The organism is Chloroflexota bacterium, from assembly GCA_016887485.1.
GTDB lineage: Bacteria > Chloroflexota > Anaerolineae > Anaerolineales > Anaerolineaceae > Brevifilum.
Window position 1 is genome coordinate 675,104 of sequence record CP069394.1, and the last position, 25,620, is coordinate 700,723.

Genomic DNA, 25,620 nt, shown 5'->3' on the forward strand with positions numbered 1-25,620 from the left:
GACTAAATAGGAGTAATCATGAACGAATCTTTATTTCATAATGAAAATTATTGGGTTAGCAGTTTCAATTATCTGGAAGAGGTCCGCAAGGATTTTGACCTGCCAGAACGATTGAAATTCCACGATGTGACTCTTCGAGATGGCGAACAGAGCCCCGGTGTGGCCTTCCGTGCTGAAGACAAGATCGCCATTGCGGCGTTGTTGGATGATCTTGGTGTGGATCGGATTGAAGTGGCGCTTCCCGCTGTTTCCGAAGAAGATATCAAAGCAACAAAAGGTGTTGTGGCACTCAAGCCGAATGCTCAGGTTTTCGTCCTCTCCCGCGGTATGGAAAGCGATGTTGAATTAGCTCTTGAATGCGGCGTTGATGGCATAATTTTGGAACTCCCTGTTGGCACCCCTCGTTTGAAAAATCAGTTTAAGGACTGGACTGAGGATGATGTTGTTAATAAGGCTTCCCACTGGGCGAAATATGCCAAGAATAAGGGGCTGGAAGTAGTGCTCTTCCCGATGGATTGCACCCGAGCGGAGCCAGCCTTTTTTGACCGGGTAATGAATGAAGTGGGTACCCTCGAAGCTGTGGATGGTATTGGCATTGTGGATACGTCTGGTTCGCTCACCCCTCAGGCGGCTGTTTGGCTGACAAAACACATCAAAGGCATGACCGGCAAACGAATTGAGATTCATACCCATGCTGACTTTGGAATGGGCGTGGCAACCTCCCTGGCTTGTATGACCGCTGGTGCAGAAGTAGCTCATGTCTCCGTCGCAGGCTTAGGCGAGCGGACTGGGAATACTCCTCTGGATGAAACCGCAGTCTCTGCCAAGACCCTTTATGGCGTTGATACAAATATTAAATATGACAAGCTCTATGACGTGTCGATGGAAGTGATCCGCCGCAGTAAATTCAAGATTGCTCAATCGAAACCTATTATCGGCCGTCGTACATTTACCCGTGAATCCGGGATGGGCGTTGATTTGGTACGGAAGCAACCTCTGGCTATGTTTGGGATTCATCCTGCCTGGGTTGGCCGGGAAGCAGAATATGTTTTGGGTAAGAAGTCCGGTTTGATGTCAGTGGAAATGAAACTTGGCGATCTCGGATTAGAACCCCTTTCACATGATGATCAAATGGCTGTACTGACCGAAATCAAGACCCTTTCGCTTGAGAAACAAGGTCTTGTTTCTGATGAAGAATTTGTTGAGATTGTAAATAAAGTTACTGGAAAATAATGACCGACAACCGTCACGAGAACAGTATGGATAATACAAAGAAGTACATCGGCGAATCAGTTGAACGAGAAGGCGTTTATGAACGCGTCACAGGTGAATTGAAATTCACTGGTGATATGCGGATGGAAGATATGCTGCATGTCAAACTGGTGCGCATTGATGTTCCCAAAGCAAAAATCTTGTCCATTGATACCGAAGCTGCTTTCCAGGTTGACGGTGTGGTTGATATTGTATCGGCTGCTGACCTGCCCGATCCGATGCCTCGTTTTGGACCCTTTGTGCCCGATCAGCCTGTGATCGCAGCAAAGACCGTAAATTTTTACGGTGAGCCGGTCGCAGCCGTTGTGGCTGAGACGGAAGATATCGCTGCATATGCAGCTTCCCTCGTCAAAGTAAATTATAAAGAACTCCCTGGTGTATTTACAGTGGAGCAGGCCCTTGCACCTGGGGCTCCATTGGTGCAGGACCCTTCCATTCGCCAGGAAAATGAATATAAAAATTCGAACATCTATTATGAATGGAAATATGGATGGGGTGAGCCTGAAAAAACTGATGCGGACCTAATCATTGAGGATTCCTTTAATTTCCCAATGACAGTGCATTTTGCCATTGAACCACATGTGTTTATTGGAGCACCCGAAGATGATGGGGTAGTGGTTTATAGCACAGTCCAACATCCCTTCCTGGTTCAACGTGAGCTTGCCCGTGTTCTCGAACTGCCAATATCCAAAGTGCGGATCGTATCGCCTCCTTTGGGTGGTGCATTTGGTGGTAAAGGTTACCCGAAATTTGAAGCCTTGATGGCCTTCATTGCCCTTAGAAATAATCGGCCTGCCCGACTTCTGCTGTCTTTGGATGAGGTCTTTATGCTTGGCCGAAGGACGTCTGCATCGGTTCATGTCAAAGCTGGCTTTAGGAACGACGGCAAGCTGGTGTCAATGATAGTCGATGGTGATTTCTTAATTGGGGCATATGCGGACGCAACTCCGAGGATTGTCAGCAAGGCTTCCTATGCTGGATGTGGTGTCTTCAAGCCCGATAATGTCAAAATTGTGGGGCGGGCGATCCTATCCAATACATTGCCTGGGACAGCGTTTAGAGGGTTTGGCGCTCCGCAGTATATGTGGGCTGTCGATTCAATCATGGATATAGCCGCAAAGAAACTTGGTTTAGATCGTTTGGATATTCGGGTGAAGAATGTCGTTCCCAAAGGCGAAGAACTAGTTCCTGGCGATAACCCGGTTGACGGTGAATGGGCTGATGATTTGAAAAAGGCAGCTGAAGCGATTGACTGGGGTACGCCTCTCAAACCAAATCATGGTCGTGGTCTGGGCATCGGCATCAAGACACCCGCTCCCGCAACTGTATCTCAAGCAATGGTTCGGTTGCACTACGATGGCAGCCTGCGTGTCCTTGTGGGAACTTCCGAGATGGGCCAGGGATCGAGAACCGTGATGGCACAGATCGCTGCTGATAATGCAGGCGTACCGCTTGAAAATGTTTCTGTGGTCAGTGCTGATACTAGTCGTGTACCGTATGATGCGATAACTGCTTCATCCCGATCAACTGTCTTCATGGGTAACGCGCTTGTCAATGCCTGTAAGGACTTGAAAGAACGGCTGGCTGGTGTTGCCAAAGAGATTCGTAAAAATGACACAGATGAGATCGTCGTTGAGAACAGTGCAGTGAAAATTGGCAACGACTCCTATTCATATTCCGAGTTGATGATGCGCTATTTTGGTCCCTCTGCTGGGGAATTGATCGGCTTTGGCACCTATAAAGAGCCGATTTTACCCAAGCACCCCCTAATGGGAAACGCTTCATTTTGGGAAGTGATCATGTGTGCGGTGGAAGTGGAAATTGACAAGGATACAGGCATGGTCTATGTTCGAAAGCTTGCAACGGTGGGTGATGTCGGTAAGGCGATTAACCCATTGCAAGTGAAAGGACAGGATGAGGGTGGTGCAATTATGGGCCTTGGTCATTCGCTGATGGAACACCTGATGATAGATGATCACGGGATGCCCAGGAATGCCAGTGCGCTTGATTACCGAATTCCGACCATTATGGATATCCCTGATGAGATGTTCACTATCCTGGTGGAAAATCAGGATGGTTCCGGCCCTGAAGGTTCAAAGGGGACCGGTGAGAGCGGCATAATTCCGATCGGTTCTGCCATTGGACTGGCTGTAGCTGAAGCAACGGGTTTAGTTTTTCATGACCTGCCTCTTACTCCTGAGAGGGTTTGGCAGGCTTTGAACTCCTAGGGGGCCCAATCTAGGTATTCTACGAAGGACTCGCATTAGCGTTTCAGAAAGGAGAAAACACAGGCAAAACAAGTCCCAAATTTCGATTAGAAGAGCTGAGCCGTCTACTATTAGGAGAATTTACATGAAAAAGTTTCACAAAGTTATGGTTGCTGCTTTCATATTGATGTTCTTGATTGCAGCATGCGCGCCCACCACTGCTGATGAACCTGTTGTTGAGGAGACCGAGGTCGTTGCAGCAGATACCGGTGAAGAAACAACAGAAGAAGAGGTCGTCGCAGAGCCGGAGTATATCCTGATTGGTAACCTTCAGGATGAGACCGGTGGTATGGCTGTCCTCAGCACCCCTCTGACCTATGCAGCCACGATGAAAATCGAAGAGATCAATGCTGCTGGTGGTATCAATGGTCGGTTGCTGAAACTCGTCACCTATGACACCCGCAGTGACGTCACCGAAGCCATCAACGCTTACACTCGTATGGTTGAACAAGATGGCGTTCAGATCGTTCTTGGCCCACCGATTTCCAATATTGGTATCGCTGTTGCCCCCGTCGCTGAAGAATTGCAAGTTCCGATTGTTGGCCTTTTCATGGTCGAATCTGCTTTCAAACAAGAAAGTGGCGACCCATGGACCTATATGTTCCTTGGACAGAACTCTGATGTGACTCAGGGCTCCATCATGGGCCAATATTCCTTTGATCAATTGGGCGTCCGCCGCTCTGCGTTGCTTTATAACAACCAGAACTCGTACTCAGCTGGTATTGGTCTGGCCTATAAAGCACAGCTCGAAGCTAATGGCGCTGAAGTAGTTATTGAGGAAACCTATGCTTGGGGTGACCAGGACTTCCGTGCACAATTGACCAAGATCATTGCTGAAGATCCGGATTCAATTTTCTTCCCCGGCTATCCCGCCGAGATTCCGTTGATCCTGGCGCAGGCTTACGAACTTGGTTATGAAGGTCTGATGTTGAGCGACAACTCTGTTCCACCAACAGGTCTTTCTCCAAACACCGATCCTGAAGCCAACAAGAACTGCTACTATCCTTACGGTATTAATCCTGAGGATCCCGAGTTGCAGGCTTGGGCTGCAGAGTACGAAGAGAAATTTGGTATTGCTCCTTTGGCCCAATCCTTCTCCGGTGCAGATGCCTTTGGTTTGATTGTTACCGCTCTCGAAGCATGCGGTGATGATATTACAGCCGAATGCCTTACTGCAGAACTGAATAACATTCAGGGTTATGAAGGTTTCCAGGGTACGTTTGATATGGCTTGGGATCACCAACCATCTTCACTTCCTATGGCTATGATGAAAGTAGTCGATGGCGCACAGGTTTTTGATATGTGGTATTTAGCCACTGGCGCTGTTGAGTAAAAAATTAATCCAATAAAAGGTCGGGGTGATGTATTGCCCCGACCTTTTGTCTAAGGAGTTCATATGGAATTCAGACTTGTTCTTCAACAAATCATCAATGGCCTCTCTTTGGGAGCGATCTATTCATTGATTGCTGTGGGTTTTGCGATGATTTTCAACATCTTGAAGTTCTCGAATTTTGCACATGGCGGTGTTTTGGGGTTCAGCGCTTATGCAGGATTTTTGGCAGCCACCAAGTTGGGACTGCCCCTGTTCCCCGTTATCCTGGTAGGGATGCTTACTGGTGCCGTCACTGCAGTAATTATTGAATTCATTGCTTTTCGATGGATCCGGAAGAGAAATGGACAATTAGTTTATTTTTTTGTCACATCTATCACAATGTTGATGCTCCTGCAACAGATCCTTATCATCTATTTTGGCAAAGCATTTGATTATTATCCAATCTCATTGATCACACCCAAGGTGGTCCGTGTAGGTGAGGTGACAATCTCAACGACTTATCTCTTAACTCTGATTGCCACCATTTTAGCATTCAGCCTCCTTACCTGGGTGTTGAAGAAGACGAAGGTGGGGATTGCAATCCGAGCTGCATCCAATGACCTGGTCGCTACTGGTTTAATGGGAATTAACGCAGATTTTATTGTGTTAGCAACCTTCGCGGTTTCCGGGATGCTAGGGGGCTTATCGGGAGTTCTGTATGGTCTTTCGGCCTCCTTAACTCCCCAGATTGGTCAAGTTGTTGTGAAGGGATTTATTGCCTCAGTTTTGGGAGGCCTGGGCAGTTTGACAGGCGTTGCTATTGCTGCTTTCGCACTTGGACTAATTGAAGTATTCCTTATCGCAACGATTGGGTCCGGATTGTCCCCTGTTGTCATATTTTTCATTATGGTTGTTTTCCTGTTGGTTCGGCCGCAAGGTGTTGCTGGCCAAAGCTTCGTGGATAAAGCCTAGGAACAGGAGAATAAAATGGCATATTACCTCACAGTAAGCACGTCTATTGCAATTGTGCTGATTAGTGTAATGGGAACCCATCTATTGACGGGGATGAATGGTATGTTCTCGTTGGGGCAGGCCGCTTTCATGGGGTTGGGCGCGTATACCGCTTCTATCCTGGTTGTAACTTTTGGTGTGCCCTTCCCGGTTGCAGTAATCATTAGCATATTGTTGACCCTGGTTGTTGCCTATTTGGTCGGCTTTGCAACACTTAGGATCCGACAGGACTTCTTTGCGTTGGCGACTTTTGGTTTTGGCCAGGCGATGATTGGTCTGTTCACTGAGTCAGTCCAGTTGACTGGCGGATCTCTGGGTTTTACAAATATTCCCCGGATCACAACTCCGACATTGGCGTTCGTTTCCTTAGGCGTGGTTATTTTCATTGTTTGGAGCATAAGGCGCTCCCACTTTGGCCGTGACAGCCTCGCAATTCGTGGAAACGATATGGCAGCAAAATCATCCGGAATTGATATTTTTAAACATCGGATGGTGATCTTCCTGATTGCCTCCGCTTTTGCAGCTTATGCTGGCGTACTGCTTGCATTCTATAACCGTTATATCGACTCTAACTCTTTTGGTTGGATGATTTCTGTTACCTGGATCATCATAGTTTTCTTTGGGGGGCGGGACAGTCTCATTGGTACCTTGATGGGTGGGATCATTTTATTGGCTCTGCCTGAAGTCTTGCGGTTTGCAGCAGAATGGCGCATCACGTTATACTGTCTCACAATTTTGTTCATCATAAATGTGATGCCAAAAGGGTTGTTTGGCAGTATCAAGCTCCCTAAATTTGTGAAGCAACTTTTCACAAAGAAGCGGCAGGAGGTGGAGTAGATGGAAAACAACACGATGATCAAGATAACAAATCTTTCCAAGACTTTTGGTGGTCTGTGCGCAGTCCAGGATTTCAATGGGGAACTTGAGAAAAATCAAATTATTGGCATCATTGGTCCCAACGGCGCCGGTAAGACGACGATCCTAAACACCATCTCAGGAATTTATAAACCAACAACCGGGACGATTATGTACAAGGATCGAGATATTGCAGGAATGAAACCCTGCGAGATTAACCGATTGGGAATTGCCAGAACCTATCAAAATATCAACTTGTTCAAGGAAATGACTGTTATTGAAACTATCAAAACGGCTTATTCCTGGCGAGCTACCTATAATGTATTTGGGGCTATGTTCTCACTGCCTGGTGTGCATAAATTTGAGAAGGATATCCAAGAGAGAAGTATGCGCTGGCTGGCTCGAGTAGGTTTGGAGGATCAGGCTAATCAGATTGCTCAATCGTTGCCGTACGGCATGCAACGCCGGGTGGAAATTGCCCGGGCCTTAGCAACTGAACCTGACGTCTTGCTGCTGGATGAACCCGGTGCAGGAATTAACCACTCAGAAATTCAGGATTTGGTTGATTTGATCAAAGGGTTGCATGAAGAATTGGACCTTTCAATTATTCTGATTGACCACCGGATGGATGTCATTATGAAACTATGCAATTGGATCTATGTTCAGGACTTCGGTAAAAGCATTGCGCAGGGGACGCCGGAACAAATCCAAAATGATCCGATCGTGATCAAAGCTTACCTCGGTGAGGAGGATATTGATGCTTGAAATTAAAAACCTTCACTCAGGGTATGGCAAAATCGAAGTACTGCACAACATCAATATCCTGGTGCCCGATTGTCAGATTATTGGTGTGATTGGTAGAAATGGTGCTGGAAAATCGACTTTGTTGAATACCATCTCTGGTATTGTGAAAATCCGCTCAGGCGAAATTCTATTAGATAATGAACATATCCCATCCACCTCTCATAAGGTTGTTCGGTCCGGGATCATCCAGGTCCCTGAGGGTCGTCGGATTTTCCCCTCGTTGACAGTTAAAGAAAACCTCATAATGGGTTCATATCTAGCGCCGAATAATAGTTTCGATGAGCGAGTGGAGGAGGTTTTTAATCTCTTCCCGGTCCTCAAAGAGCGCATTAATCAGCAAAGTGGTACTCTTTCCGGTGGTGAGCAGCAAATGTTGGCAATGGGGCGTGGTTTGATGGGCAATCCTAAGGTTTTATTATTAGATGAACCATCACTCGGTCTTGCTCCAATACTCTTCCGACAGGTATTTGAAATGATTGTGCGCTGTAACCAGGAACAAGGCATGACGATCATCCTCGTGGAACAAAATGCCCGTATGGCACTGAAGATGTCCCATTATGCATATGTTTTAGAAGATGGCGAAATTGTTATCCAGGGAACGGGTGAGGAACTCCTCAATGATGAACGAGTCCAGTCAGCCTATCTTGGCGCATCGGTGAATGGGTAAGAACTGATCCGATCAGGAAAGATGAACTTTTCGAATGAAAATACCTTCAATTGAGGATTCTTTTGAAGGTATTTGTTAATCAAAATGGGAAAATTATTGGGAGACTGCCATGAATGAGATGAAGCCAATTTCCATCATAGTGGGTGGTGGAAGCAAGCAAATACCTCTCACCAAGGTGCATACTCTGGTGTTGGGCAGCGGCGCAGCCGGCTTGAATTCTGCCGCTCAGCTGAAAATCAATGGTTTAGAGGATGTTTTGATTCTATCTGAAGGCTTGCAGATGGGGACCTCAATCAATACCGGCAGCGATAAGCAGACTTATTACAAGTTGTCCATGTCTGGTGATGAAGCGGATTCGCCGGCAGATATGGCAAAAACATACTTTGCCAATGGCGCTATGCATGGTGATTTAGCGTTGGTAGAATCCAGCCTTTCTCCCCGTGGTTTCTTGAACCTGGTTAACCTTGGCATGCCCTTTCCAAGGGATGAATATGGTCAGTTTATAGGTTATAAGACAGACCATGACCCCAGACAACGGGCAACCTCAATTGGTCCCTATACCTCTCGAGAGATGTGCAGGGTATTGATCTCACAGGTTCAATCTCTGGGAATCCCAATCCGTGAGAAGCGAACGGCAATCCAGCTGGTCACCCTCGGTGATGAGAGTAAGCGAGTCTGCGGCTTGTTGGCTGTTAACCAACAGGGTGAGTTTGAAGCCTATTTGTTTGAAAATCTTGTTTTTGCTGTTGGTGGACCTGGTGGGTTGTATCAATCCAGCGTGTATCCCAAGGTGCACAATGGCGCAATAGGTCTGGCCTTGATGGCTGGTGCAGAGGCTGTTAATCTGCCGGAGTCTCAGTATGGAATGGCTTCCACAGCATTCCGCTGGAATGTCTCAGGGACTTATATGCAGGTTATCCCCCGGGTGATAAGCCGTGCCGCGGATGGGATTTCTGATGAACAGGAATTCTTAAGATCGTATTTCGATTCAGTTGGTGAGATGAACGGGATGGTCTTCCTGAAGGGTTATCAGTGGCCGTTTGATGCCCGCAAGGTGATGGGTGGTTCTTCAATTGTGGATATCCTGATATACATTGAAACGGTCATTAACCAGCGTAGGGTCTATCTCGATTTCCGTTCGAATCCGAAAGATTTTTCATTTGATACCTTGCCTGAGGAAGCGCGGGTCTATCTTGAAAAATCAGGCGCAGATCAGGATACGCCAATTGATCGATTGGCAAAGATGAATCCGGCCGCTATTGAATTATACAAGGATCATAATATTGACCTTTGGACTGAAGCTCTCGAGATCGGCGTTTGTGCCCAGCACAATAACGGCGGACTTGCGGGGAATATCTGGTACGAATCGACCAATATCCATCACTTGTTCCCGGTTGGAGAGGTGAATGGATCCCATGGGGTGGCTCGTCCTGGAGGTTCAGCACTGAATGCTGGCCAGGTAGCCGGTTTCAGGGTGTCCGAATTTATTGCAAACCGATACCAGGGTTGGAGCCTGGCGGAAGCGCAAGGTGAAGCTGCTATAGAGCAGGCTTTGAATGTAGCAGCCGCTTGGCTTTCAATCAGTGAAGAATCATCAATCGATTGGAAAATCGATCTTAATGAGTTCCGTAATCGGATGACAAAATACGGCGCGATTATCCGTGATAAGGATGGGATTGAAAAAGCTGTGGCAGAAGCCCGCCAACACGTCCAATCCATCATGGAACGGGGCTGTCATTTTGAACGACGTCAGGATATTAAACACGCGTTCCAGGTCAGGCAACTTAGTTTTGCCCACCTGGTCTATCTGGATGCGATACAACATCAAATCAAAGCAGGTGTGGGCAGCCGTGGCTCTTCTATCGTGATGGAGTCCGGGGGAAAACAGGTGCATCCTAAATTGTCAGATAAATGGAGCATTGCAGCTGAAGATGCCACTTTTAGGGGAAAGGTTTTGCAGACCTGGGCTGACCTTCATGGTGAGAATCACCATAAATGGGAAGACTGTCGCCCAATCCCCTCAACAGATGCCTGGTTTGAAACCAGTTGGGCCCGTTATCGTGATGGGGCCATTTATGATCAGGAATAATTAGAAAAGAAGGTTGAAATGGATAAGAAAGTTGCAATTGTAACTGGTGCAAGTCGTGGAATTGGTCAGGGTATTGCTTATCAACTGGCAAAAGTGGGCTGGCAGGTCGCTATCAATGACATCAGTTCAGTCGAAAAACAAGCAGGCACTCTGGAAATGGTGCGTGATGCGGGATCTGACGGAATTACCATTCAAGGAGATATCACAAAGGCTGCTGACCGGGAATTTTTGAACCAGACTGTGTTGGACACCTATGGTCGGATTGATATGCTGGTCAATAACGCCGGTATCGGACCTCGGGTGCGGATGGATATGATGGAAATGTCGGAAGAATCAATGAGGGAGGTCCTCGAAGTCAACATTTATGGGACGTTCTTCCTGAGTCAGCTTACGGCAAAGAACATGATGAAATTAATTGAAGCTGGAACGATGCAAAGCGGAAAGATCGTGAATATTAGTTCCATCAGTGCTTATACCTCCAGCACTTCTCGAGCGGAATATTGTATTTCAAAAGCTGCAGTATCAATGATGACTAAACTGTATGCTGACAGGCTGGCTGAAGAAGGGATCAACGTTTACGAAATTCGCCCCGGGATCATCAAAACCCCACTGACGGAGATCGTCAGTGATAAATACGATAAGTTAATTGCAGAAGGTGTGACCCCGATCAAACGCTGGGGCTATCCGGAAGATATTGGGCTGGCTATTGCTGCCATTGCCTCAGGTTATTTTCCTTTCTCTACCGGGCAGGTATTTAATATTGATGGCGGTTTCCATATTCAGCGCCTTTAGGCACGCACTAAATACATCAATAATTATAGATACTTGAATAATAATATTGGAGGAACGGTGAGTAAAAAATATAAACGACTCAATCTATTGAAAAGCAATGAGGAGTTTCTGGCAGTTTTGGAAGAACTGGATATAAATCTTCCTTTTGATGAAGAGATTATCGCTGGGGAGTCCAATCCTCTGTCTCAGCCACTTACTTTGAGTAACGGCTTTACCATTGGCAATCGGTTTTGTGTGCATCCGATGGAAGGTTGGGATGCTGAGACTGATGGCAATCCCAGTGAGTTGGTTTTCCGGCGTTGGCGGCATTTTGGTCAGAGTGGGGCTAAGCTTATTTGGGGAGGTGAGGCTTTTGCAGTCCGTCCAGAAGGGCGAGCGAATCCAAACCAATTGGTGATCCGGGAGAACACAGTAAAGCAAATCGACCTTCTCCGCAAGGCCCTTGTGGAAGAGCATGAGAAGGCTTTTGACACAAGTGATGATCTTTTTATTGGCATGCAGTTGACCCATTCCGGTCGCTTCTGCCGGCCAAACATCAAGACAAAACTCGAATCGAAGATTGTTTATCATCATCCATTACTGGATAAGATTTTCAATATCCCAGCCGATTTGGAACCGATCTCAGATATGGAACTTGATGATCTGATCGGTGATTATGTGACCGCCGCCAAACTGGCTCAATCCATTGGATTTAATTTTGTCGATATCAAGCATTGCCACGGTTATCTGGGCCACGAACTTCTCAGTGCGGTGAAAAGACCAGGTAAGTATGGCGGCAGTTTTGAGAACAGAACCCGGTTTGTCCGAGAGATCGTCAAAGCGATCCAAAGTGAATGCCCCGATCTTGTGATTGGTGTGCGCTTTAGTGTGTATGATATGCCGCCTTTCCGTCCAGGCGAGGATAAGGTTGGCAAAATGCTGGAATATCTGGATGAGAACGGACAATACCCCTTTGCCTTCGGTGGTGATCCCGATCAACCCGGTGAAATTAAACTCGATGAACCGATCGCTTTAGTTCGGATGTTGAAGGATCTCGGCGTGGAAATGGTCAATTTCTCTGCGTCGAGCCCCTATTACAGCCCGCATCTGATCCGGCCGCATTTCTATCCTCCAAGTGACGGTTACGAGCCGCCGGAAGATCCGTTATACAGCGTTGCCAGATTGGTCAATGCGGCTGCTGAGGTCAAGCATGCAGTGCCAGAGATGATAACTGTTGGATCCGGGTACAGCTATTTGCAGGAATTCATTCCGAATGTGGCTCAGGCTGCGGTTCGAGAAGGCTTAGTTGACTTTGTTGGCCTTGGTCGTTCGTCCCTGTCTTATCCGGAATTGCCGGATGATATTTTGAATATGCGGCCATTAAAGCGCCGGAAGATATGTCGAACTTTCAGTGACTGTACAACAGCACCACGTAAAGGATTGGTCTCTGGCTGTTACCCGCTGGATGATTTTTATAAAAAAGGTCCTGATGCCGAGGCTTTGAAAGCAATAAAGCGAGAACTCAAGGGATTGTGATCTTCTTGTAAATTCACAACATGAAAGGTGTTTTTGATGGCTAGGATAATCACATTTGGTGAAATCATGCTTCGGCTGAAATCTCCTAATTTTGAGCGATTAATGCAGACATCTCTTCTGGAAGCGACTTTTGGCGGGGGTGAAGCAAATGTCGCCGTTTCTTTGGCGAATTTTGGGCTGGATGCGGCTTATGTCACTGTGCTGCCGGATAACGATCTTGGAGAAGCCTGCCTAAGGGAAGTTCGCAAGTATGGTGTTGATGTTTCAAATATCAAGATGGGCTCAGGCAGGATGGGCATCTATTTCCTGGAAGCAGGTGCCAACCAGCGACCATCAAAAGTCATTTATGATCGGGCAAACAGCGCTATCGCCCTTGCCAAACGGGGCAGCCTGGATTGGGATGAGGTTTTTTCAGGCGGAGATTGGTTTCACATCAGTGGGATCACGCCTGCTTTAAGTGCATCAGCGGCTGAATTGGCTCTGGAAGCTGTAAAAAAGGCCAAGGAACACGGCTTGACTGTGTCTTGCGATCTTAACTTCCGCTCAAAGCTGTGGAAGTATGGCATGAATGCCCCCGAAATCATGGGCGAGCTTGTCAAATCCGTGGATATCTGCATCGCCAATGAGGAAGATGTCCAGAAGTCCCTGGGGATTCAACTTGATGTGGATGTCTCTACGGGCAAGCTGGACGCAAAGGATTATGAACGGCTTACGCAGAAGGTGATGGAACGCTATCCGAACGTCAGCAAGGTAGCGATTACTCTGCGTGAGAGCCTTAGCGCCAGCCAGAATAATTGGTCAGCCTGCTTATATGATGGAGAGGCTTTCTACACCTCACAAAAATATGCCATAACCGATATTGTGGACCGAGTGGGTGGCGGTGATAGCTTTTCTGCTGGCTTGATCTACGGTTTGCTCAAAATGGGAAGTCCGCAGAGTGCTTTAGAATTCGCTGTGGCTGCGAGCTGCCTGAAACATAGTATCTATGGAGATTTCAATCGGGTAAGTGTTTCTGAGGTCGAAAAACTAATGAGCGGCAATCAATCCGGACGTGTCCAACGGTAGGGCATAAACGAAAGAGGAGGATAAGAATGACAGATAGTTTCAATCAAGCTGAAAAAGACTTCCATTATTTACAGGACCATTTCCACCAAATGGAAAAGGCTAAAGATATTGTTGATCAGCTTATAGATCTAATTTTAAATTACCGTCAAAGTGGTCATCCTGGCGGTTCACGTTCAAAAGTGCACATGCTATTGTCTTTGATGTTGAGTGGTGCAATGCGTTGGGATATCCGGCACCCAAAGAAACCCTTTGCTGATCGGTTTATTCTCTCTGCGGGGCATACAATTCCTCTGGTCTATTGCACGCTTGCACTTCTGGATGAGACACTGCGGATTAAATATGCTCAAACCGGCGATCCACGCTACCTAATGGATGAAGCCGACATGAATATGTTGGTTTGGGAAGATCTGCTGAGTTTTCGCCGGCGTGGCGGCCTTTCGGGCCATGCTGAGATAACTGATAAAACTTTGTTCATCAAATTTAATACCGGTCCATCTGGCCACGGCAGTCCAGCGGCTGCCGGTGAGGCTTTAGCTCTGAAACGAGCAGGAGCAGGTGAAGTAAAGGTTTTCATGATAGAAGGCGAGGCAGGCCTGACACCGGGCGCAGTTCATGAAACAATGAATTCAGCTTGGGGTTTGAACCTTGATAACCTGGTCTTGTTGGTCGATTGGAATGATTTTGGCATTGATAACCATAAGGTAAGTGATGTGGTTTATGGCACACCTGAGGATTGGATTGGCTCTCATGGTTGGCATGTCATCGGTGCTGATGAAGGCAGTGAATGGGCTAGTGTCACAAAGGCCTTACTGGATATTTCAGCTCTTCAACCGGCTGATCATAAACCTAAGGCTGCCTGGTTCAAGACAAGAAAAGGCCGTGGTTACTTGAAATATGACAATGCTTCTCATGGTTCACCACATAAGATGGATAGTGAGACTTTTTGGGAGACCAAGAAGCCTTTTGTGGACAAATATGGCGCTGAATTCAAGAACTATCTGGGAAGCGCACCTGCCGATGAAGCTGGTGTAGTTGAGGAATTCCGGGCTAATCTAAGTGCTGTGATGGATGTATTAAAAGCGGATCAAGACCTGGTTGATTTCCTGGCGAATCGGCTTGTTGAGATCGGTGACCGAGTCCCAAAATCAGTCGAATCGTTTTGTCTGGGTGATGGGCAGAAAACCCCCTTCATGGATGAGCGGGTATATGATTTTGAGAATTATCCCAGCGCACTATATAAAAAACCGGGTGAAAAGGCTCCGAACAGGGCGGCTCTTGCAGATTGGGGCGCGTGGGTAAATGCTTTTGGTGCTGAGAATTATGGAAGGCCTCTTTTTATTGTCTCCTCTGCCGATCTGGCAGGTTCGACTAATATCGCCGGTTTTGCCAAAAGTTACAATGGTTTCCCGGGATATGGTTGGTATGGTTTGAATGGGAATGATGAAGGGGTTCTTCTCCCGCAGGAGATCACAGAATTTGCTAATGCAGGCATAATGGCCGGGTTAGCTGTGACCAACCTTTCAGCTGACCCAGAAAAAAGCTTTGAGGGGTTTTGGGCAGCCAGTTCAACCTATGGCTCCTTCTCTTATTTAAAGTATGGGATGGCTCGATTACTGAGCCAGATGGCGCAGGATTGTCCGTGGAAGTTGGGTAAGGTGTTGTGGGTGGCAGGGCATTCCGGCCCAGAGACAGCCGATGACAGCCGAACCCACTTCGGAATTTTTGCACCTGGTGTGACCCAGCTATTTCCAAAGGGTAGTGTGATTAACCTTCATCCCTGGGAATATAACGAAGTACCCGTAGTTTTAGGTGCTGCATTGAAGCTTGACGTGCCGATCATTGCACTGCACTTAACACGCCCAAGTATTGAAATCCCTGATCGATCAACTCTGAAGATGGTTTCACATTTTGAGGCTGCTAAGGGTGCGTACATCGTTCGTGATTATGAACCTGAAAAGCCCAGGGGCGGTACTTTCTATGTGCAAGGTACCAGTGCAATGGCGAATGTGGTTAAAATGTTAACTACACTGGATGAAAAGGATCTGAATATAAAGATAGTCTATGTATCCAGCACGCAATTGTTTGAACAACAACCGGAGAGTTACCAAAAGAAGATTATTACTGCCGCAGACCGGATTGATTCAACGGTTATCACAACCCAATCCCGAAGTTTGATGAAGGATTGGATCTTCAACGACAATAACCTGGCGTATGCAATTTCATCTGACTGGGATGATCAATGGCGCACCGGGGGAACCCTCGATGAAGTATTAGACGAGGCGCACCTTTCGCCTGAATGGATTTTGAAAGGTATTGAACGTTTCGTCGCTGACCGAGATGACAGGTTGGCATTATTCCGAAAAGAATTGTCAGACTGCAAATGATGTTCCATGAGAATTGTATTCATGGATAATTGAGGTGACTATGGATAAGAAATTGGTGTTTGAAAAGGTAAAAGAATTGGGCTTACTGGCTGTACTGCGAGGCCCATCTGAGGAAAAGACTGTCAAAGCGGTGGATGCGTTGGTGGCTGGAGGTGTGAAAGGGATTGAGATTACTTATTCAACACCGAATGCACCAGCCGTAGTCAATACGCTTGTTAAAAAATATGGGGATGACATTTTAGTTGGTATGGGTACATTGACTGAGCCGGAACATATCCAGATGGCGGTGGAAAATGGTGCAAAATTCATTGTTTCACCAATGTTCGATCCTGCTCTTACAAAGAAATTTGTGAGCAGCGGTTTGTTTTCAATGGTTGGGTGTTTTACTCCCTCGGAAATTTTTCAAGCCTATAAAATGGGCGCGGATGTAATTAAAATTTTTCCCGGACGATTGGCTGGCCCGAAGTATATTAAGGATCTCAAAGGACCCTTGCCGCATATCCCTGTGATGCCTACAGGCGGTGTGGATAAGGATAACGTGGCTGAATGGTTCAAAGTTGGTGTTGTGGCTGTTGGTGCAGGTAGTAGTCTGTGTCCAAAAGAGATGGTATTGAATGAAGAGTTTTCAAAAATCACCGAGATCGCGAAAGCCTTTGTTGAAGAGGTGAATTCATGCCGACACGGAAAAAGTAACTAACTACTTTAGTATTAGTTGATGAGTCAAGTTAATAAAGAGCCGCTCTATATAGAGCGGCTCAATTGATTATTTATGGGCCAGATTTAGACTTCACCCAGTGTGTGCAGGAGTGCCAGGTTGGGCTGTCTGTGAGCGCCAACCGGGAAACCTGTGATGACGATCACTTGTTGACCGGGTTGCAGATCCGTTGTGGCTGAGATCGCCGTCTCGACATGTTTGACCATAGTCTCGAGTGTGTCGGCAAAAGGCACCAACATGGGGCTGACGCCCCAGTAGAGGCCCATCTGTTCATAGGTCCGCATTTCGGGTGTGAAAGCCAGAATCGGGACATCCGGGCGAGCTTTTGACATCAGGCGTGCTGTCCGACCGGATTGGGTGAAGACCACGATGGCAATCACATTCCGGTCAGTAGCCAAGGATTTGGCTGCTCGGGTGATCGAGATGGCGTCACTCCGAGAATCATCCGCCCAATCGGTGATAACTTTGCCCCATTGTTTCCGGTTGGCTTCTGCCTCGCGGACGATGGCATCCATCATTTGGACGCTCTCGACAGGGTATTTGCCAGCGGCGGTCTCACCGGAGAGCATCACGGCATCTGTGCCGTCAAAAACCGCATTAGCCACATCTGTGGCTTCTGCCCGGGTGGGGCGGGGATTGTTAATCATCGAGTCCAGCATCTGTGTTGCTGTGATCACCAAACGACCGTGACGATTTGCACTGGCGATGATTTCCTTCTGGGCGATCGGCACGCCAGCCGGCGACATTTCCACCCCGAGATCACCGCGAGCCACCATTACGCCATCCGTGACCTGCATGATGGCTTCAAGATTTTCTAAGGCTTCAGGACGTTCCAATTTGGCGATGATCGGGGTTTTCTTTTGAGCGGGGAGGATGGCCATTTCCTCAATGGCAGTACGAACGGTTTGAACGTCTTCTGCGGTCTTGACGAAGGAAATGGCAACCATATCCACGCCTTGTTCGAGGCCGAATTTCAGATTGATCCGATCTTTATCCGTAAAGGAGGGGAAGGTCAGGTTGGCACCAGGCAGGTTTACACCCTTATTGGATTTTAGCGTGCCACCCAGGGTCACTACGGCATCAATCCGGTCGCCAGTGATCTTTGTGACTTCCATTTCTAGTTGACCGTCATCCAGCAGGATGTGATTTCCGGGATGGACGGCTTTATGGAGATCAGGGACTTCAAAGGGGATGAAAATATCATCCGATCCGCTGACAAAATCTTCAGAAGAGCTGAGAGTGACTTCATCCCCGACTTTCAGATCCATGGTGCCTTGTGGGATAACGCCAATCCGCAATTTTGGACCTTGTAAATCCTGGAGGATGGTGATGGGTATGTTAAGCTCGTTTGAAACTTCGCGAACGATATTAAGTTTTTTTAGATGTTCTTCATGCGTCCCGTGGGAAAAATTTAAACGGGCAACATTCATCCCAGCTTTGACCAAAGCCATGATCTGTTTTTTGGATTCACTGCTTGGCCCCAGGGTGCAGACGATTTTCGCAAAACGTTCCATCACATCCTCCCAGACGTGTGTTAATCCATAAGCAGCACATCCCGTAAGATGGGCAGCATCCAATCAACAGTTTCTTTATCTATGACCAATGGTGGCGCAAGCCTCAGGATATGTTCGTGAGTTTCTTTCACCAGAATGCCCTTTTTCTGCAGGGTTTCCGCAAAGCGTCGAGCGCCGCCCAATTCGTGCTTCAGTTCAACGCCGATCAGGAGGCCTTTGCCGCGAATATCCTTGATGTTCTTCTTGGGAATCTCCTCAAGATATTCCATGATGTATTGGCCCATCTTTTGAGCGTTCTCCACCAGGTTTTCGTCTTCAATCACTTCTAAGGCTGCAATACCAACAGCTGCGCCCAGAGGATTTCCGCCGAAGGTTGATCCGTGCTCACCGGGTTCGATCAGTCCCAGGATGGCCTTATCTGCCAGTACGGCCGAGACGGGATAGAAGCCGCCTGAAAGCGCTTTTCCGATGATGGTGATATCCGGGTGAACGCCTTCATGTTGCGAGGCGAAGAGTGCACCTGTGCGCCCGAGGCCGGTCTGAATTTCATCGGCGATGAAGAGAATGTTATTCTTTTCGCATAGGTCTTTAACTGCTTTGAGATAGCCTTCCGGCGGCACGATGATCCCATTTTCGCCCTGCAGCGGTTCCAGCATGATAGCGCATGTGTTGGGGGTAATGGCAGCCTTGATGGCCTCCAAATCACCATAAGGCAACATCGGGAAGCCGGGGGTAAAGGGACCGAAATCGTGTTTGTAGAATTCGGTGGTTGTAAATGAAATAATGGTCGTTGTGCGCCCGTGGAAATTACCCTCGGCAACGATGATTTCAGCTTTGTATCTCGGAACGCCCTTAACCTGGTAAGCCCATTTGCGAGCGACCTTGATAGCCGTTTCCACGGCTTCTGCGCCGCTGTTCATAGGCAGCGACATTTCATAGCCGGTCATGTCGGAAAGCTTCTTGTAGAAGAGCCCCAGTTGGTCGTTGCGGAATGCCCTAGAGGTGAGCGTGATTTTGTCAAGCTGGTCGATCATAGCCTGACGGATTTTGGGGTGGTTGTGGCCCTGGTTGAGGGCGGAATAGGCACTTAGGCAATCAAGATACTTGTTGCCATCCACATCGTAGACCCAGACGCCTTCACCTTTGGTGAGAACGACATCCAGGGGGTGATAATTATGCGCGCCGTATTGATCTTCGAGCTGAATGAAATATTCGCTATTTAGCATCGGGATCGCCTCCAAGCAACAAGTCTACGAGGACGGCTTTTTGTGCGTGCATACGGTTTTCCGCCTGCGGGAAGAGACGGGATTGCGGACCGTCCGCTACCTCGTCCGTGATCTCCTGGCCGCGGTGGGCGGGGAGGCAGTGCATCACAATCGCCTCCGGTTTGGCCAGCTTGAGCAGATCCTGATTGACCTGATAGGGTGGGAAGACCAGTTCGCGCTTCTTGGCTTCTTCTTCCTGGCCCATGCTGGTCCAGGTGTCGGTATAGATCACATCGGCACCTTCAGCAGCTGCCTGCGGTTCGCGCAGCAGGGTCACTGTGCCGCCATTTTGACGGGCAATGTCTTTGCCCAGTTCAATATCACCTTCGGGCATATCGTAGTCTTCAGGGTTAGCGATGCGGAAGTTCGCGCCCAGTTTGGTGACGACTTTCATCAGCGAAACGGCCACATTGTTGCCATCGCCAATATAGGAGACGTTCACGTCCTTGAGGGAGCCGAACTCTTCATAAATGGTGAGGGCGTCAGCCATAGCCTGGCAGGGGTGATTGTAATCACTGAGGCCGTTGATCACTGGGACGGATGACCATTTCGCCAGTTCCAGGATGTGCTGATGGGAAAAGACACGAGCCATCACAACATGGACGTAACCTGACAATACCCGGGAAATATCTGCGATCGATTCGCGCTTTCCCAAACCAATTTCGCTGGGGGAAAGGTAAAGCGCATCGCCGTTCAGGTCCCGCATAGCCATGTCAAAACTGACTCGAGTGCGCAGACTGGGCTTCTGGAAGACCATCGCCAGGACTTTACCCTTGAACAGCGGCCGGGATTCGCCCTTCTTCTGTTCAGCTTTCAGGTTGGTTGCCAGGGTCAGCAGCCCTTGGATTTCTTCACTGGTGAAATCCGCGATATCAAGAAAGTGTTTCATATAGTACTTCTCCTAAAGGTAATATGTGGTAATGGTGAGGTTGTTACTCCCGATCAAGATCGGAAAGCGAGATAATTTTCTGTTCAAAATGAATATAATCCTGCGCCTGTAAATAGACGCCGAATTGGGCGATACCCAACCATAATAACACGCCTGACAGCAACAATGAAGTGATTATGGAGGATAGTTTCAGTTGTGATTCGAAGCGTTCGACCTTCTGAAGCCCATTTGAAATGATGATTTCATAATCAACCAGGATATCCTGAGCTCCGTCAAGATCTTCCATAATGATGGTCAGGTCATCAGAAAGGGCTGAAAGGTCAGCCGAGAAACTTTGAATGTCTGTGGAGGCTGAATCAAGGCTAGTCTCCAGAGAAGTGAGTGAGGCGGGGATGTCATTCATGTCCTCCGCGACTTTTCCCAGGCTGATGTGTAGGGGAGTTTCAGGTTGGTAATCCGCTCCCAGAAGGGGAATGGCCGCGATAAAGGCCAGGGTGTCGTCGATGAATTCAGCGCTTAACGCAGCGGAGGTGACGGCTGTTTGGACTTCGGTCAGGGTCAGGTTAAGGTCATCCCCGACGAGGCTGCTGGAGATCACCAGTGAATCAGCGATGCTGTTCAGGGAGGATTCAAGATTAGCCAATGATGATTGGATCAAAATCAGGTCTTCATCCACCTGGCTGACGGAGCCTGAGAGAAAGCCAATCGCCGATTGGGTTGTGTTCAGGGCTTCGTGTGTGAGCCCAACCAGATTGGACAAACTCTTGGTGATCCCAGGCCGCATCACCCAGATGCCACCGATCCCCAGAAGAGAAAATAGCATTCCAAAGATTGCGAAAACTGAAAGTAAGCGTCCAATTCTACGTAATTTTAATGGATTTCGAAACATGTCCACAACCGTTTAACTTTCCAAACCTTTAATTTCTGAGAATATTTTCTCCTGAAGCGGCCACATGATGGCTTTCTCTTCTTCAGTGTAGTGATCATAACCTAAAAGATGCAAGGTGCCATGGATGCTGAGGAAGGTGATTTCGTTTTCCAAGGAGTGCGCATGCTCCATAGCTTGGAGGGCTGCCTTAGGAACTGAGATCAGAATGTCACCGAGATAATACTGGCCTGTCTCAGGGTCACGGATATCCTGATTAAATGACAAAACATCCGTGGTCTTGTCTTCGCCACGGAAGGTCTGGTTTAGATGCTGCATTTCATCATCATCAATCAAGCGCAGGGTGATATCCATATCTGGCTTCTTGAGAATATCCAATGTTCTAATAATCGCCTGGCTGAGTCGATTGCCGTCGATGTCGGCTATGAATGATGAATCAAATTGAAAATCAATCATTCCGGCAGCGCTTTCTGTTCTGGCTCGGGTAAGGAGACTGGTTTGATTTTAGTTTCCAAAGCTGGATATTTCACCCTGGGATGGTAAGAACCCTTGAGCGTGCGATAGAAGGATTGTTGGGCGTTCTGTAAATCCTTGAGGGTCAGGTTGGTGTCATCCAACTGGTGATTTTGGGCGTAGAAAAGGAAAACTGTATCGATCAGGTCACGCAGTTCCTCTTCATTCTTAGGCATTTCAGCCCTAGCCCTGGCTTCAGTGCCATCCGCAAGCATCAGCAGAGCGGTTTCCCGAGATTGTGGGCGAGGGCCGGGATAGGTGAAGAGCGATTTGTCGACCTTCGAAAGATCACCGCCAGCTTCCTTGACCGCTTGCGTGTATTGGTAATGGGTATACATTGTGCCATGGTGTTCCCGAATGAAGTCAATTATCCGGTTCGGCAGACGATATTTCTTTGCCAGATCAACGCCATCGGTGACATGGCTGATGATGGTCTGAGCACTTGTTAAAGGATCTAGGTCATCGTGCGGGTTGAGCTTTTCCTGGATTTGGTTTTCAATGAAGAATTGCGGGTTTTGAGATTTACCGCAGTCATGGAATATCGCCCCAACACGAACGAGTAAGCTATTTGCTCCTATTGACTCAGCAGCCTGTTCTGCCAGATTGGAAACCTGCAGGGAGTGCTGATAGGTGCCGGGCGCATTCCGCAGGAGATGTTGCAACAGGGGGTGATCCGGCCTGGATGTATCCAATAGCTGAAGGGCCGTAGTTGTCCCCAAAATGTTCGAGAAGAGATATTGTAGGAGTAAGGTGATCCCTGAAGCAGCGATGCCATTGACGAGTGCGGCAGCGGAAAGTGTAGCGATGCCAACCCAGTCCGTTACAGTGTCGGGCAGGCGATAGGCAAAAATGATAGCAATGCCAGATAGGCCTATTGTGATACCTGCAATGAAGAAAGACGCAATCCGATGCGCATTACCCAGCACAAGGATTCCAATAATTGTCGGGACCACATAGAAGATGGTCAGATCATAGCCTTGCGCCATGCCATAGGCCGTCATGATCCCTAGAATCGTGGAGAGCAATGCTGCCAGCTCAAATCCAAATATGGTAGAGAGAGTTAGAGCGAAGGCTGCCACGGGAAAAATATAGGGCATGATTGTTCGATCAATGATCACAGATCGACCAAGAGTCAGGAAAACGAGGAAGGTGATTGCGATTAGGAAAACAGCTTTAAAAGAGTAATTTAAATTATTGCGACGCCAGTGGAAATATAATCCCACAACTGCCGTCACTAATAGCGTAAGGATGCCGGCACTGATAACTTCTTCGGCCCGGTCACTGGTTTGAATCAGGCCGTAATGTTCGAGCCCTTCCCAATCCACATTTTGAATGATTTGCCCTCTGTTCACCAGTGTCTCGCCGGAAATAAAGGAGCGAATTACCGGTTGAATGGACTGACGGGCTTCTTCAACGGCAGCGTTCGTCTCTTCAACGCTGTAGAGGCTGTTGGGGACGACAAAGGGCTCCACCAGATCGGCGACGATATCCGCCTGGTTCTGGGGGAAGGCAAAATCTATCAATGAGGGGATGTTGCGTTTGGCGGAATAGAGATCCGTGTCACGGATGGTGTTCCGCATGACTTCTTCAAGTACTATGGAAGTTTCAGATTCGACAGCTTCCCAGCGAACATCACTTAATTGAAGGATGCGCGTAATAGTCTCATCGGAGAGGTTCTGATTTTCAATGGCCTGAATATCAGAGATTTTCTGTTCCAGGGTGGCATATTCATCTTGCCGCACGGTTGTGATGTAATAAAGCACGGTTTGCAGGGATTCCGCCTGATGACGGCCGATACTTGGATCGGTTGGCAAGTAAATGGGAGAAATGGCGTCAGCAGCGGCCTGACGAGCGTTTTCTGTCAGGACTTCGCTTTCAAAAGTCAGAGAATAGGGCGCTAGGATGTCCTGCGGTGAAGCCTCACCAACAGACATGGGATAGGCTGCTTCGCTGAAAGTTTCAGGCAGAATTAAAGCAAAGAATGCCAGGATACCAGTGAGTATCAGGAGGGCAGTCTTGATGATTACCGACTTGTTCGGTCTTTGTTTTACTTCAGCTTGAATGGACATGGGAAGTTTATTGGGTCTGGAGGATTTCCCGTACGGCTTTGCTGGCATCGGAGCCGGAGGCGCGGCCTTCCAGCTTAGGCATCAGTTGTTTCATCACTTCGCCCATATCGCGCACGCTGGATGCGCCTAACTCGGTGATGACACCCTGTGCCAGTGCTTTGAGTTCTGCCGGGTTCATCTGTTGGGGAAGGAATTGGTTAAGGATCGCCATTTCTTTCTCGGCAGCCTCTACCAGGTCAGCTCGATCAGCCTGCTTGGATTCGGTGATGATATCTTCCCGGGTTTTGACTTCCTTCTGGAGGATACCGAGGATGCGGTTATCGTCCAGGTCACCCTTCGCTTCCACTTCGGCCATTTTGATGGCAGACATGACTAGACGCAAAGTGCGTTTGGTGTCTTCATCTCGGGCTTTCATGGCCGCGGTTAACGCCTGTTGAATTTCCTGTTTCATGTTCATGAGATTTATTATACCTTTAGTTATTGTTTTCCCTGCCAAGGAATTGGTCAATCAACGGCTGAGGGAGATGGTATTCTTTGAATTTTACCTGTAGTTCTCGCCAAACGAGACGGGTACGTTTCGTGGCGGCAGCTATGGCATAGGGGAAGAGAGGATTGGCTAGCGGGTCGTCCATGTTGTTCTTGGCGTGCGAATCATCCGGCATACGCTCATATACCCACTTGGATAGGAGGGGAAGCATGGCGATGAACTCGATCAGACCATAATTGACACCGGAAAAGAGTTCCGGGCTGTTGAGACTGGATGGGTCAGCCGGCTCAATTTCATCCGGGATGGTTTCTGGATGTTGCTTGAGCCAAAGCTGGACGTAATTACTGTGACTGTAAAAGTCCTGCCAGGTGTGGATGATCTGTCCAAAAGCCTTTTGGGCAGGTTTAATTTTGCCTGAGTTGAGAAAGGATAGGATGGCTTGTTTTTGATGGGCAATATAGGCATATCCTGCCTCAAAAGCGCTCCCATCAAAATGGATATAGTCCCGACTGAACTGGTTTTGGGGTCGATCTTGCCAGATATTGGCCCGGATGATGGTTTGAAGCGCTTTGTCTGAAAAAATACCTTCGAGCGCATCGCGGGTCATTTCAATATGATATTTGCTTTTCATGGTTGTTCCACAACTAAATAATCTCGCAGGCTTTCGACAGTTGCATCACCAATTCCGCTGACATTTACCAGATCGTCGAGGGTGGCAAAGGGACCATGTTGTTCTCGATAGATCAGAATGTCCTCGGCTTTGGAGGGGCCGATCCCAGGTAGAGATTCCAACTCTTCCTGGGTTGCCGTATTGAGGTTTAGTGGATAGCTGAACCCGTTATCACTGGCGATATAACCCGGTGCATTAGCGGCGGTTTCCGGGATATCTTCGTTCACGGCAGGAAGGTAGTAATATTCACCATCCTGCAACTTCATAGTGACGTTGATTCGATCGAGATCCGCATCCGAGGTCAGATTACCTGCTGCAACGATCAGATCTTCCAATCTCGCGTCGGCATTGAGGGAATAGACGCCGGGTGAATGGACAGCACCGCCAATTTGGACCAGGATGGGCTCTGGAGTTCGAGTGGGCAGGGGCAAGCCGGTGGTTGTGGCGGTGGGTGCCGGTAACAAAGTAATTGGGACACCCTGCCTGGGCTGAGCGATCAATAGGATCAGACCCGCAGCCAACAGCCCGATGAGTAATCCGGACAGGAGTAATAGCCAAGGTTTATTCATTTTCCCCTCC

The 25,620-nt window shown here is 48.1% G+C and carries 22 protein-coding genes; 13 read left to right on the top strand and 9 right to left on the bottom strand.

Annotated features, from left to right (window positions below; all coding sequences use genetic code 11):
• Nucleotides 1-18 precede the first annotated feature (18 nt).
• The 13 genes from JR338_03125 (at nt 19) to JR338_03185 (ending at nt 16,730) form a co-directional block, all read left to right on the top strand.
• Nucleotides 19-1,233, top strand: a complete 1,215-nt coding sequence (locus JR338_03125; GenBank protein ID QRN83764.1) for a 2-isopropylmalate synthase — start codon at nt 19-21, stop codon at nt 1,231-1,233.
• A complete protein-coding gene (locus JR338_03130; protein QRN83765.1) occupies nt 1,233-3,500 on the top strand; it encodes a xanthine dehydrogenase family protein molybdopterin-binding subunit in 2,268 nt (755 codons plus the stop codon). Before JR338_03125 ends, JR338_03130 begins: the two co-directional genes overlap by 1 nt.
• Before the next feature lie 124 nt (nt 3,501-3,624).
• Nucleotides 3,625-4,872: an ABC transporter substrate-binding protein gene (locus JR338_03135; protein ID QRN83766.1), complete on the top strand. Its 1,248-nt coding sequence runs from the start codon at nt 3,625-3,627 to the stop codon at nt 4,870-4,872.
• A gap of 63 nt (nt 4,873-4,935) precedes the next feature.
• Entirely contained in the window at nt 4,936-5,823 is an 888-nt protein-coding gene (locus JR338_03140) for a branched-chain amino acid ABC transporter permease (protein QRN83767.1), read from the top strand.
• 15 nt (nt 5,824-5,838) lie between these two features.
• A complete protein-coding gene (locus tag JR338_03145) occupies nt 5,839-6,699 on the top strand; it encodes a branched-chain amino acid ABC transporter permease (GenBank protein ID QRN83768.1) in 861 nt (286 codons plus the stop codon).
• 15 nt (nt 6,700-6,714) lie between these two features.
• The gene (locus JR338_03150; GenBank protein QRN84338.1) at nt 6,715-7,482 is read left to right on the top strand and encodes an ABC transporter ATP-binding protein; all 768 of its coding nucleotides are present in this window, start codon (nt 6,715-6,717) and stop codon (nt 7,480-7,482) included.
• Nucleotides 7,475-8,188, top strand: coding sequence for an ABC transporter ATP-binding protein (locus JR338_03155; protein QRN83769.1), 714 nt, complete (start codon nt 7,475-7,477; stop codon nt 8,186-8,188). The genes JR338_03150 and JR338_03155 overlap by 8 nt, the downstream gene beginning before the upstream one ends.
• A 109-nt stretch (nt 8,189-8,297) precedes the next feature.
• A complete protein-coding gene (locus JR338_03160) occupies nt 8,298-10,277 on the top strand; it encodes an FAD-binding protein (protein QRN83770.1) in 1,980 nt (659 codons plus the stop codon).
• 18 nt (nt 10,278-10,295) lie between these two features.
• The gene (locus tag JR338_03165) at nt 10,296-11,069 is read left to right on the top strand and encodes a 3-ketoacyl-ACP reductase (GenBank protein ID QRN83771.1); all 774 of its coding nucleotides are present in this window, start codon (nt 10,296-10,298) and stop codon (nt 11,067-11,069) included.
• Between the two features lie 57 nt (nt 11,070-11,126).
• A complete protein-coding gene (locus JR338_03170) occupies nt 11,127-12,584 on the top strand; it encodes an NADH:flavin oxidoreductase (GenBank protein QRN83772.1) in 1,458 nt (485 codons plus the stop codon).
• A gap of 36 nt (nt 12,585-12,620) precedes the next feature.
• Nucleotides 12,621-13,649: a sugar kinase gene (locus JR338_03175; GenBank protein QRN83773.1), complete on the top strand. Its 1,029-nt coding sequence runs from the start codon at nt 12,621-12,623 to the stop codon at nt 13,647-13,649.
• Nucleotides 13,650-13,738: 89 nt separating this feature from the next.
• On the top strand, nt 13,739-16,033 hold the full coding sequence (locus tag JR338_03180; protein ID QRN84339.1) for a transketolase: 2,295 nt from the start codon (nt 13,739-13,741) through the stop codon (nt 16,031-16,033).
• Between the two features lie 40 nt (nt 16,034-16,073).
• Nucleotides 16,074-16,730 (top strand): bifunctional 4-hydroxy-2-oxoglutarate aldolase/2-dehydro-3-deoxy-phosphogluconate aldolase, encoded by a 657-nt coding sequence (locus JR338_03185; GenBank protein ID QRN83774.1) that lies wholly within the window; start codon nt 16,074-16,076, stop codon nt 16,728-16,730.
• A gap of 83 nt (nt 16,731-16,813) precedes the next feature.
• On the opposite strand, the gene pyk is transcribed toward JR338_03185, so the two are convergent.
• The 9 genes from pyk to JR338_03230 all read right to left on the bottom strand — a co-directional run bounded on the left by pyk (nt 16,814) and on the right by JR338_03230 (nt 25,610).
• Nucleotides 16,814-18,262, bottom strand: a complete 1,449-nt coding sequence (gene pyk, locus JR338_03190) for a pyruvate kinase (protein ID QRN83775.1) — start codon at nt 18,260-18,262, stop codon at nt 16,814-16,816.
• A 20-nt stretch (nt 18,263-18,282) separates the two neighbouring features.
• A complete protein-coding gene (rocD, locus tag JR338_03195; protein ID QRN83776.1) occupies nt 18,283-19,488 on the bottom strand; it encodes an ornithine--oxo-acid transaminase in 1,206 nt (401 codons plus the stop codon).
• A complete protein-coding gene (gene argF / locus JR338_03200) occupies nt 19,478-20,416 on the bottom strand; it encodes an ornithine carbamoyltransferase (GenBank protein QRN83777.1) in 939 nt (312 codons plus the stop codon). The genes rocD and argF overlap by 11 nt, the downstream gene beginning before the upstream one ends.
• Before the next feature lie 43 nt (nt 20,417-20,459).
• Entirely contained in the window at nt 20,460-21,239 is a 780-nt protein-coding gene (locus tag JR338_03205; GenBank protein ID QRN83778.1) for a hypothetical protein, read from the bottom strand.
• 78 nt (nt 21,240-21,317) lie between these two features.
• Nucleotides 21,318-21,758, bottom strand: a complete 441-nt coding sequence (ybeY, locus tag JR338_03210; GenBank protein ID QRN83779.1) for an rRNA maturation RNase YbeY — start codon at nt 21,756-21,758, stop codon at nt 21,318-21,320.
• Nucleotides 21,755-23,884: an HDIG domain-containing protein gene (locus tag JR338_03215; GenBank protein QRN83780.1), complete on the bottom strand. Its 2,130-nt coding sequence runs from the start codon at nt 23,882-23,884 to the stop codon at nt 21,755-21,757. Before JR338_03215 ends, ybeY begins: the two co-directional genes overlap by 4 nt.
• A gap of 7 nt (nt 23,885-23,891) precedes the next feature.
• Nucleotides 23,892-24,341: a GatB/YqeY domain-containing protein gene (locus JR338_03220; GenBank protein ID QRN83781.1), complete on the bottom strand. Its 450-nt coding sequence runs from the start codon at nt 24,339-24,341 to the stop codon at nt 23,892-23,894.
• 16 nt (nt 24,342-24,357) lie between these two features.
• On the bottom strand, nt 24,358-25,002 hold the full coding sequence (locus JR338_03225; GenBank protein ID QRN83782.1) for a hypothetical protein: 645 nt from the start codon (nt 25,000-25,002) through the stop codon (nt 24,358-24,360).
• A complete protein-coding gene (locus tag JR338_03230; GenBank protein ID QRN83783.1) occupies nt 24,999-25,610 on the bottom strand; it encodes a helix-hairpin-helix domain-containing protein in 612 nt (203 codons plus the stop codon). Before JR338_03230 ends, JR338_03225 begins: the two co-directional genes overlap by 4 nt.
• Nucleotides 25,611-25,620 lie beyond the last annotated feature (10 nt).

What these genes read in the sequence shown, in the direction of transcription:
- JR338_03125 (QRN83764.1), top strand. Translation starts at nt 19, where the DNA reads ATGAACGAATCTTTATTTCATAATGAAAATTATTGGGTTAGCAGTTTC.
- JR338_03130 (QRN83765.1), top strand. Translation starts at nt 1,233, where the DNA reads ATGACCGACAACCGTCACGAGAACAGTATGGATAATACAAAGAAGTAC.
- JR338_03135 (QRN83766.1), top strand. Translation starts at nt 3,625, where the DNA reads ATGAAAAAGTTTCACAAAGTTATGGTTGCTGCTTTCATATTGATGTTC.
- JR338_03140 (QRN83767.1), top strand. Translation starts at nt 4,936, where the DNA reads ATGGAATTCAGACTTGTTCTTCAACAAATCATCAATGGCCTCTCTTTG.
- JR338_03145 (QRN83768.1), top strand. Translation starts at nt 5,839, where the DNA reads ATGGCATATTACCTCACAGTAAGCACGTCTATTGCAATTGTGCTGATT.
- JR338_03150 (QRN84338.1), top strand. Translation starts at nt 6,715, where the DNA reads ATGATCAAGATAACAAATCTTTCCAAGACTTTTGGTGGTCTGTGCGCA.
- JR338_03155 (QRN83769.1), top strand. Translation starts at nt 7,475, where the DNA reads ATGCTTGAAATTAAAAACCTTCACTCAGGGTATGGCAAAATCGAAGTA.
- JR338_03160 (QRN83770.1), top strand. Translation starts at nt 8,298, where the DNA reads ATGAATGAGATGAAGCCAATTTCCATCATAGTGGGTGGTGGAAGCAAG.
- JR338_03165 (QRN83771.1), top strand. Translation starts at nt 10,296, where the DNA reads ATGGATAAGAAAGTTGCAATTGTAACTGGTGCAAGTCGTGGAATTGGT.
- JR338_03175 (QRN83773.1), top strand. Translation starts at nt 12,621, where the DNA reads ATGGCTAGGATAATCACATTTGGTGAAATCATGCTTCGGCTGAAATCT.
- JR338_03180 (QRN84339.1), top strand. Translation starts at nt 13,739, where the DNA reads ATGGAAAAGGCTAAAGATATTGTTGATCAGCTTATAGATCTAATTTTA.
- JR338_03185 (QRN83774.1), top strand. Translation starts at nt 16,074, where the DNA reads ATGGATAAGAAATTGGTGTTTGAAAAGGTAAAAGAATTGGGCTTACTG.
- pyk (QRN83775.1), bottom strand. Translation starts at nt 18,262, where the DNA reads ATGGAACGTTTTGCGAAAATCGTCTGCACCCTGGGGCCAAGCAGTGAA.
- rocD (QRN83776.1), bottom strand. Translation starts at nt 19,488, where the DNA reads ATGCTAAATAGCGAATATTTCATTCAGCTCGAAGATCAATACGGCGCG.
- argF (QRN83777.1), bottom strand. Translation starts at nt 20,416, where the DNA reads ATGAAACACTTTCTTGATATCGCGGATTTCACCAGTGAAGAAATCCAA.
- JR338_03205 (QRN83778.1), bottom strand. Translation starts at nt 21,239, where the DNA reads ATGCTATTTTCTCTTCTGGGGATCGGTGGCATCTGGGTGATGCGGCCT.
- ybeY (QRN83779.1), bottom strand. Translation starts at nt 21,758, where the DNA reads ATGATTGATTTTCAATTTGATTCATCATTCATAGCCGACATCGACGGC.
- JR338_03215 (QRN83780.1), bottom strand. Translation starts at nt 23,884, where the DNA reads ATGTCCATTCAAGCTGAAGTAAAACAAAGACCGAACAAGTCGGTAATC.
- JR338_03220 (QRN83781.1), bottom strand. Translation starts at nt 24,341, where the DNA reads ATGAACATGAAACAGGAAATTCAACAGGCGTTAACCGCGGCCATGAAA.
- JR338_03225 (QRN83782.1), bottom strand. Translation starts at nt 25,002, where the DNA reads ATGAAAAGCAAATATCATATTGAAATGACCCGCGATGCGCTCGAAGGT.
- JR338_03230 (QRN83783.1), bottom strand. Translation starts at nt 25,610, where the DNA reads ATGAATAAACCTTGGCTATTACTCCTGTCCGGATTACTCATCGGGCTG.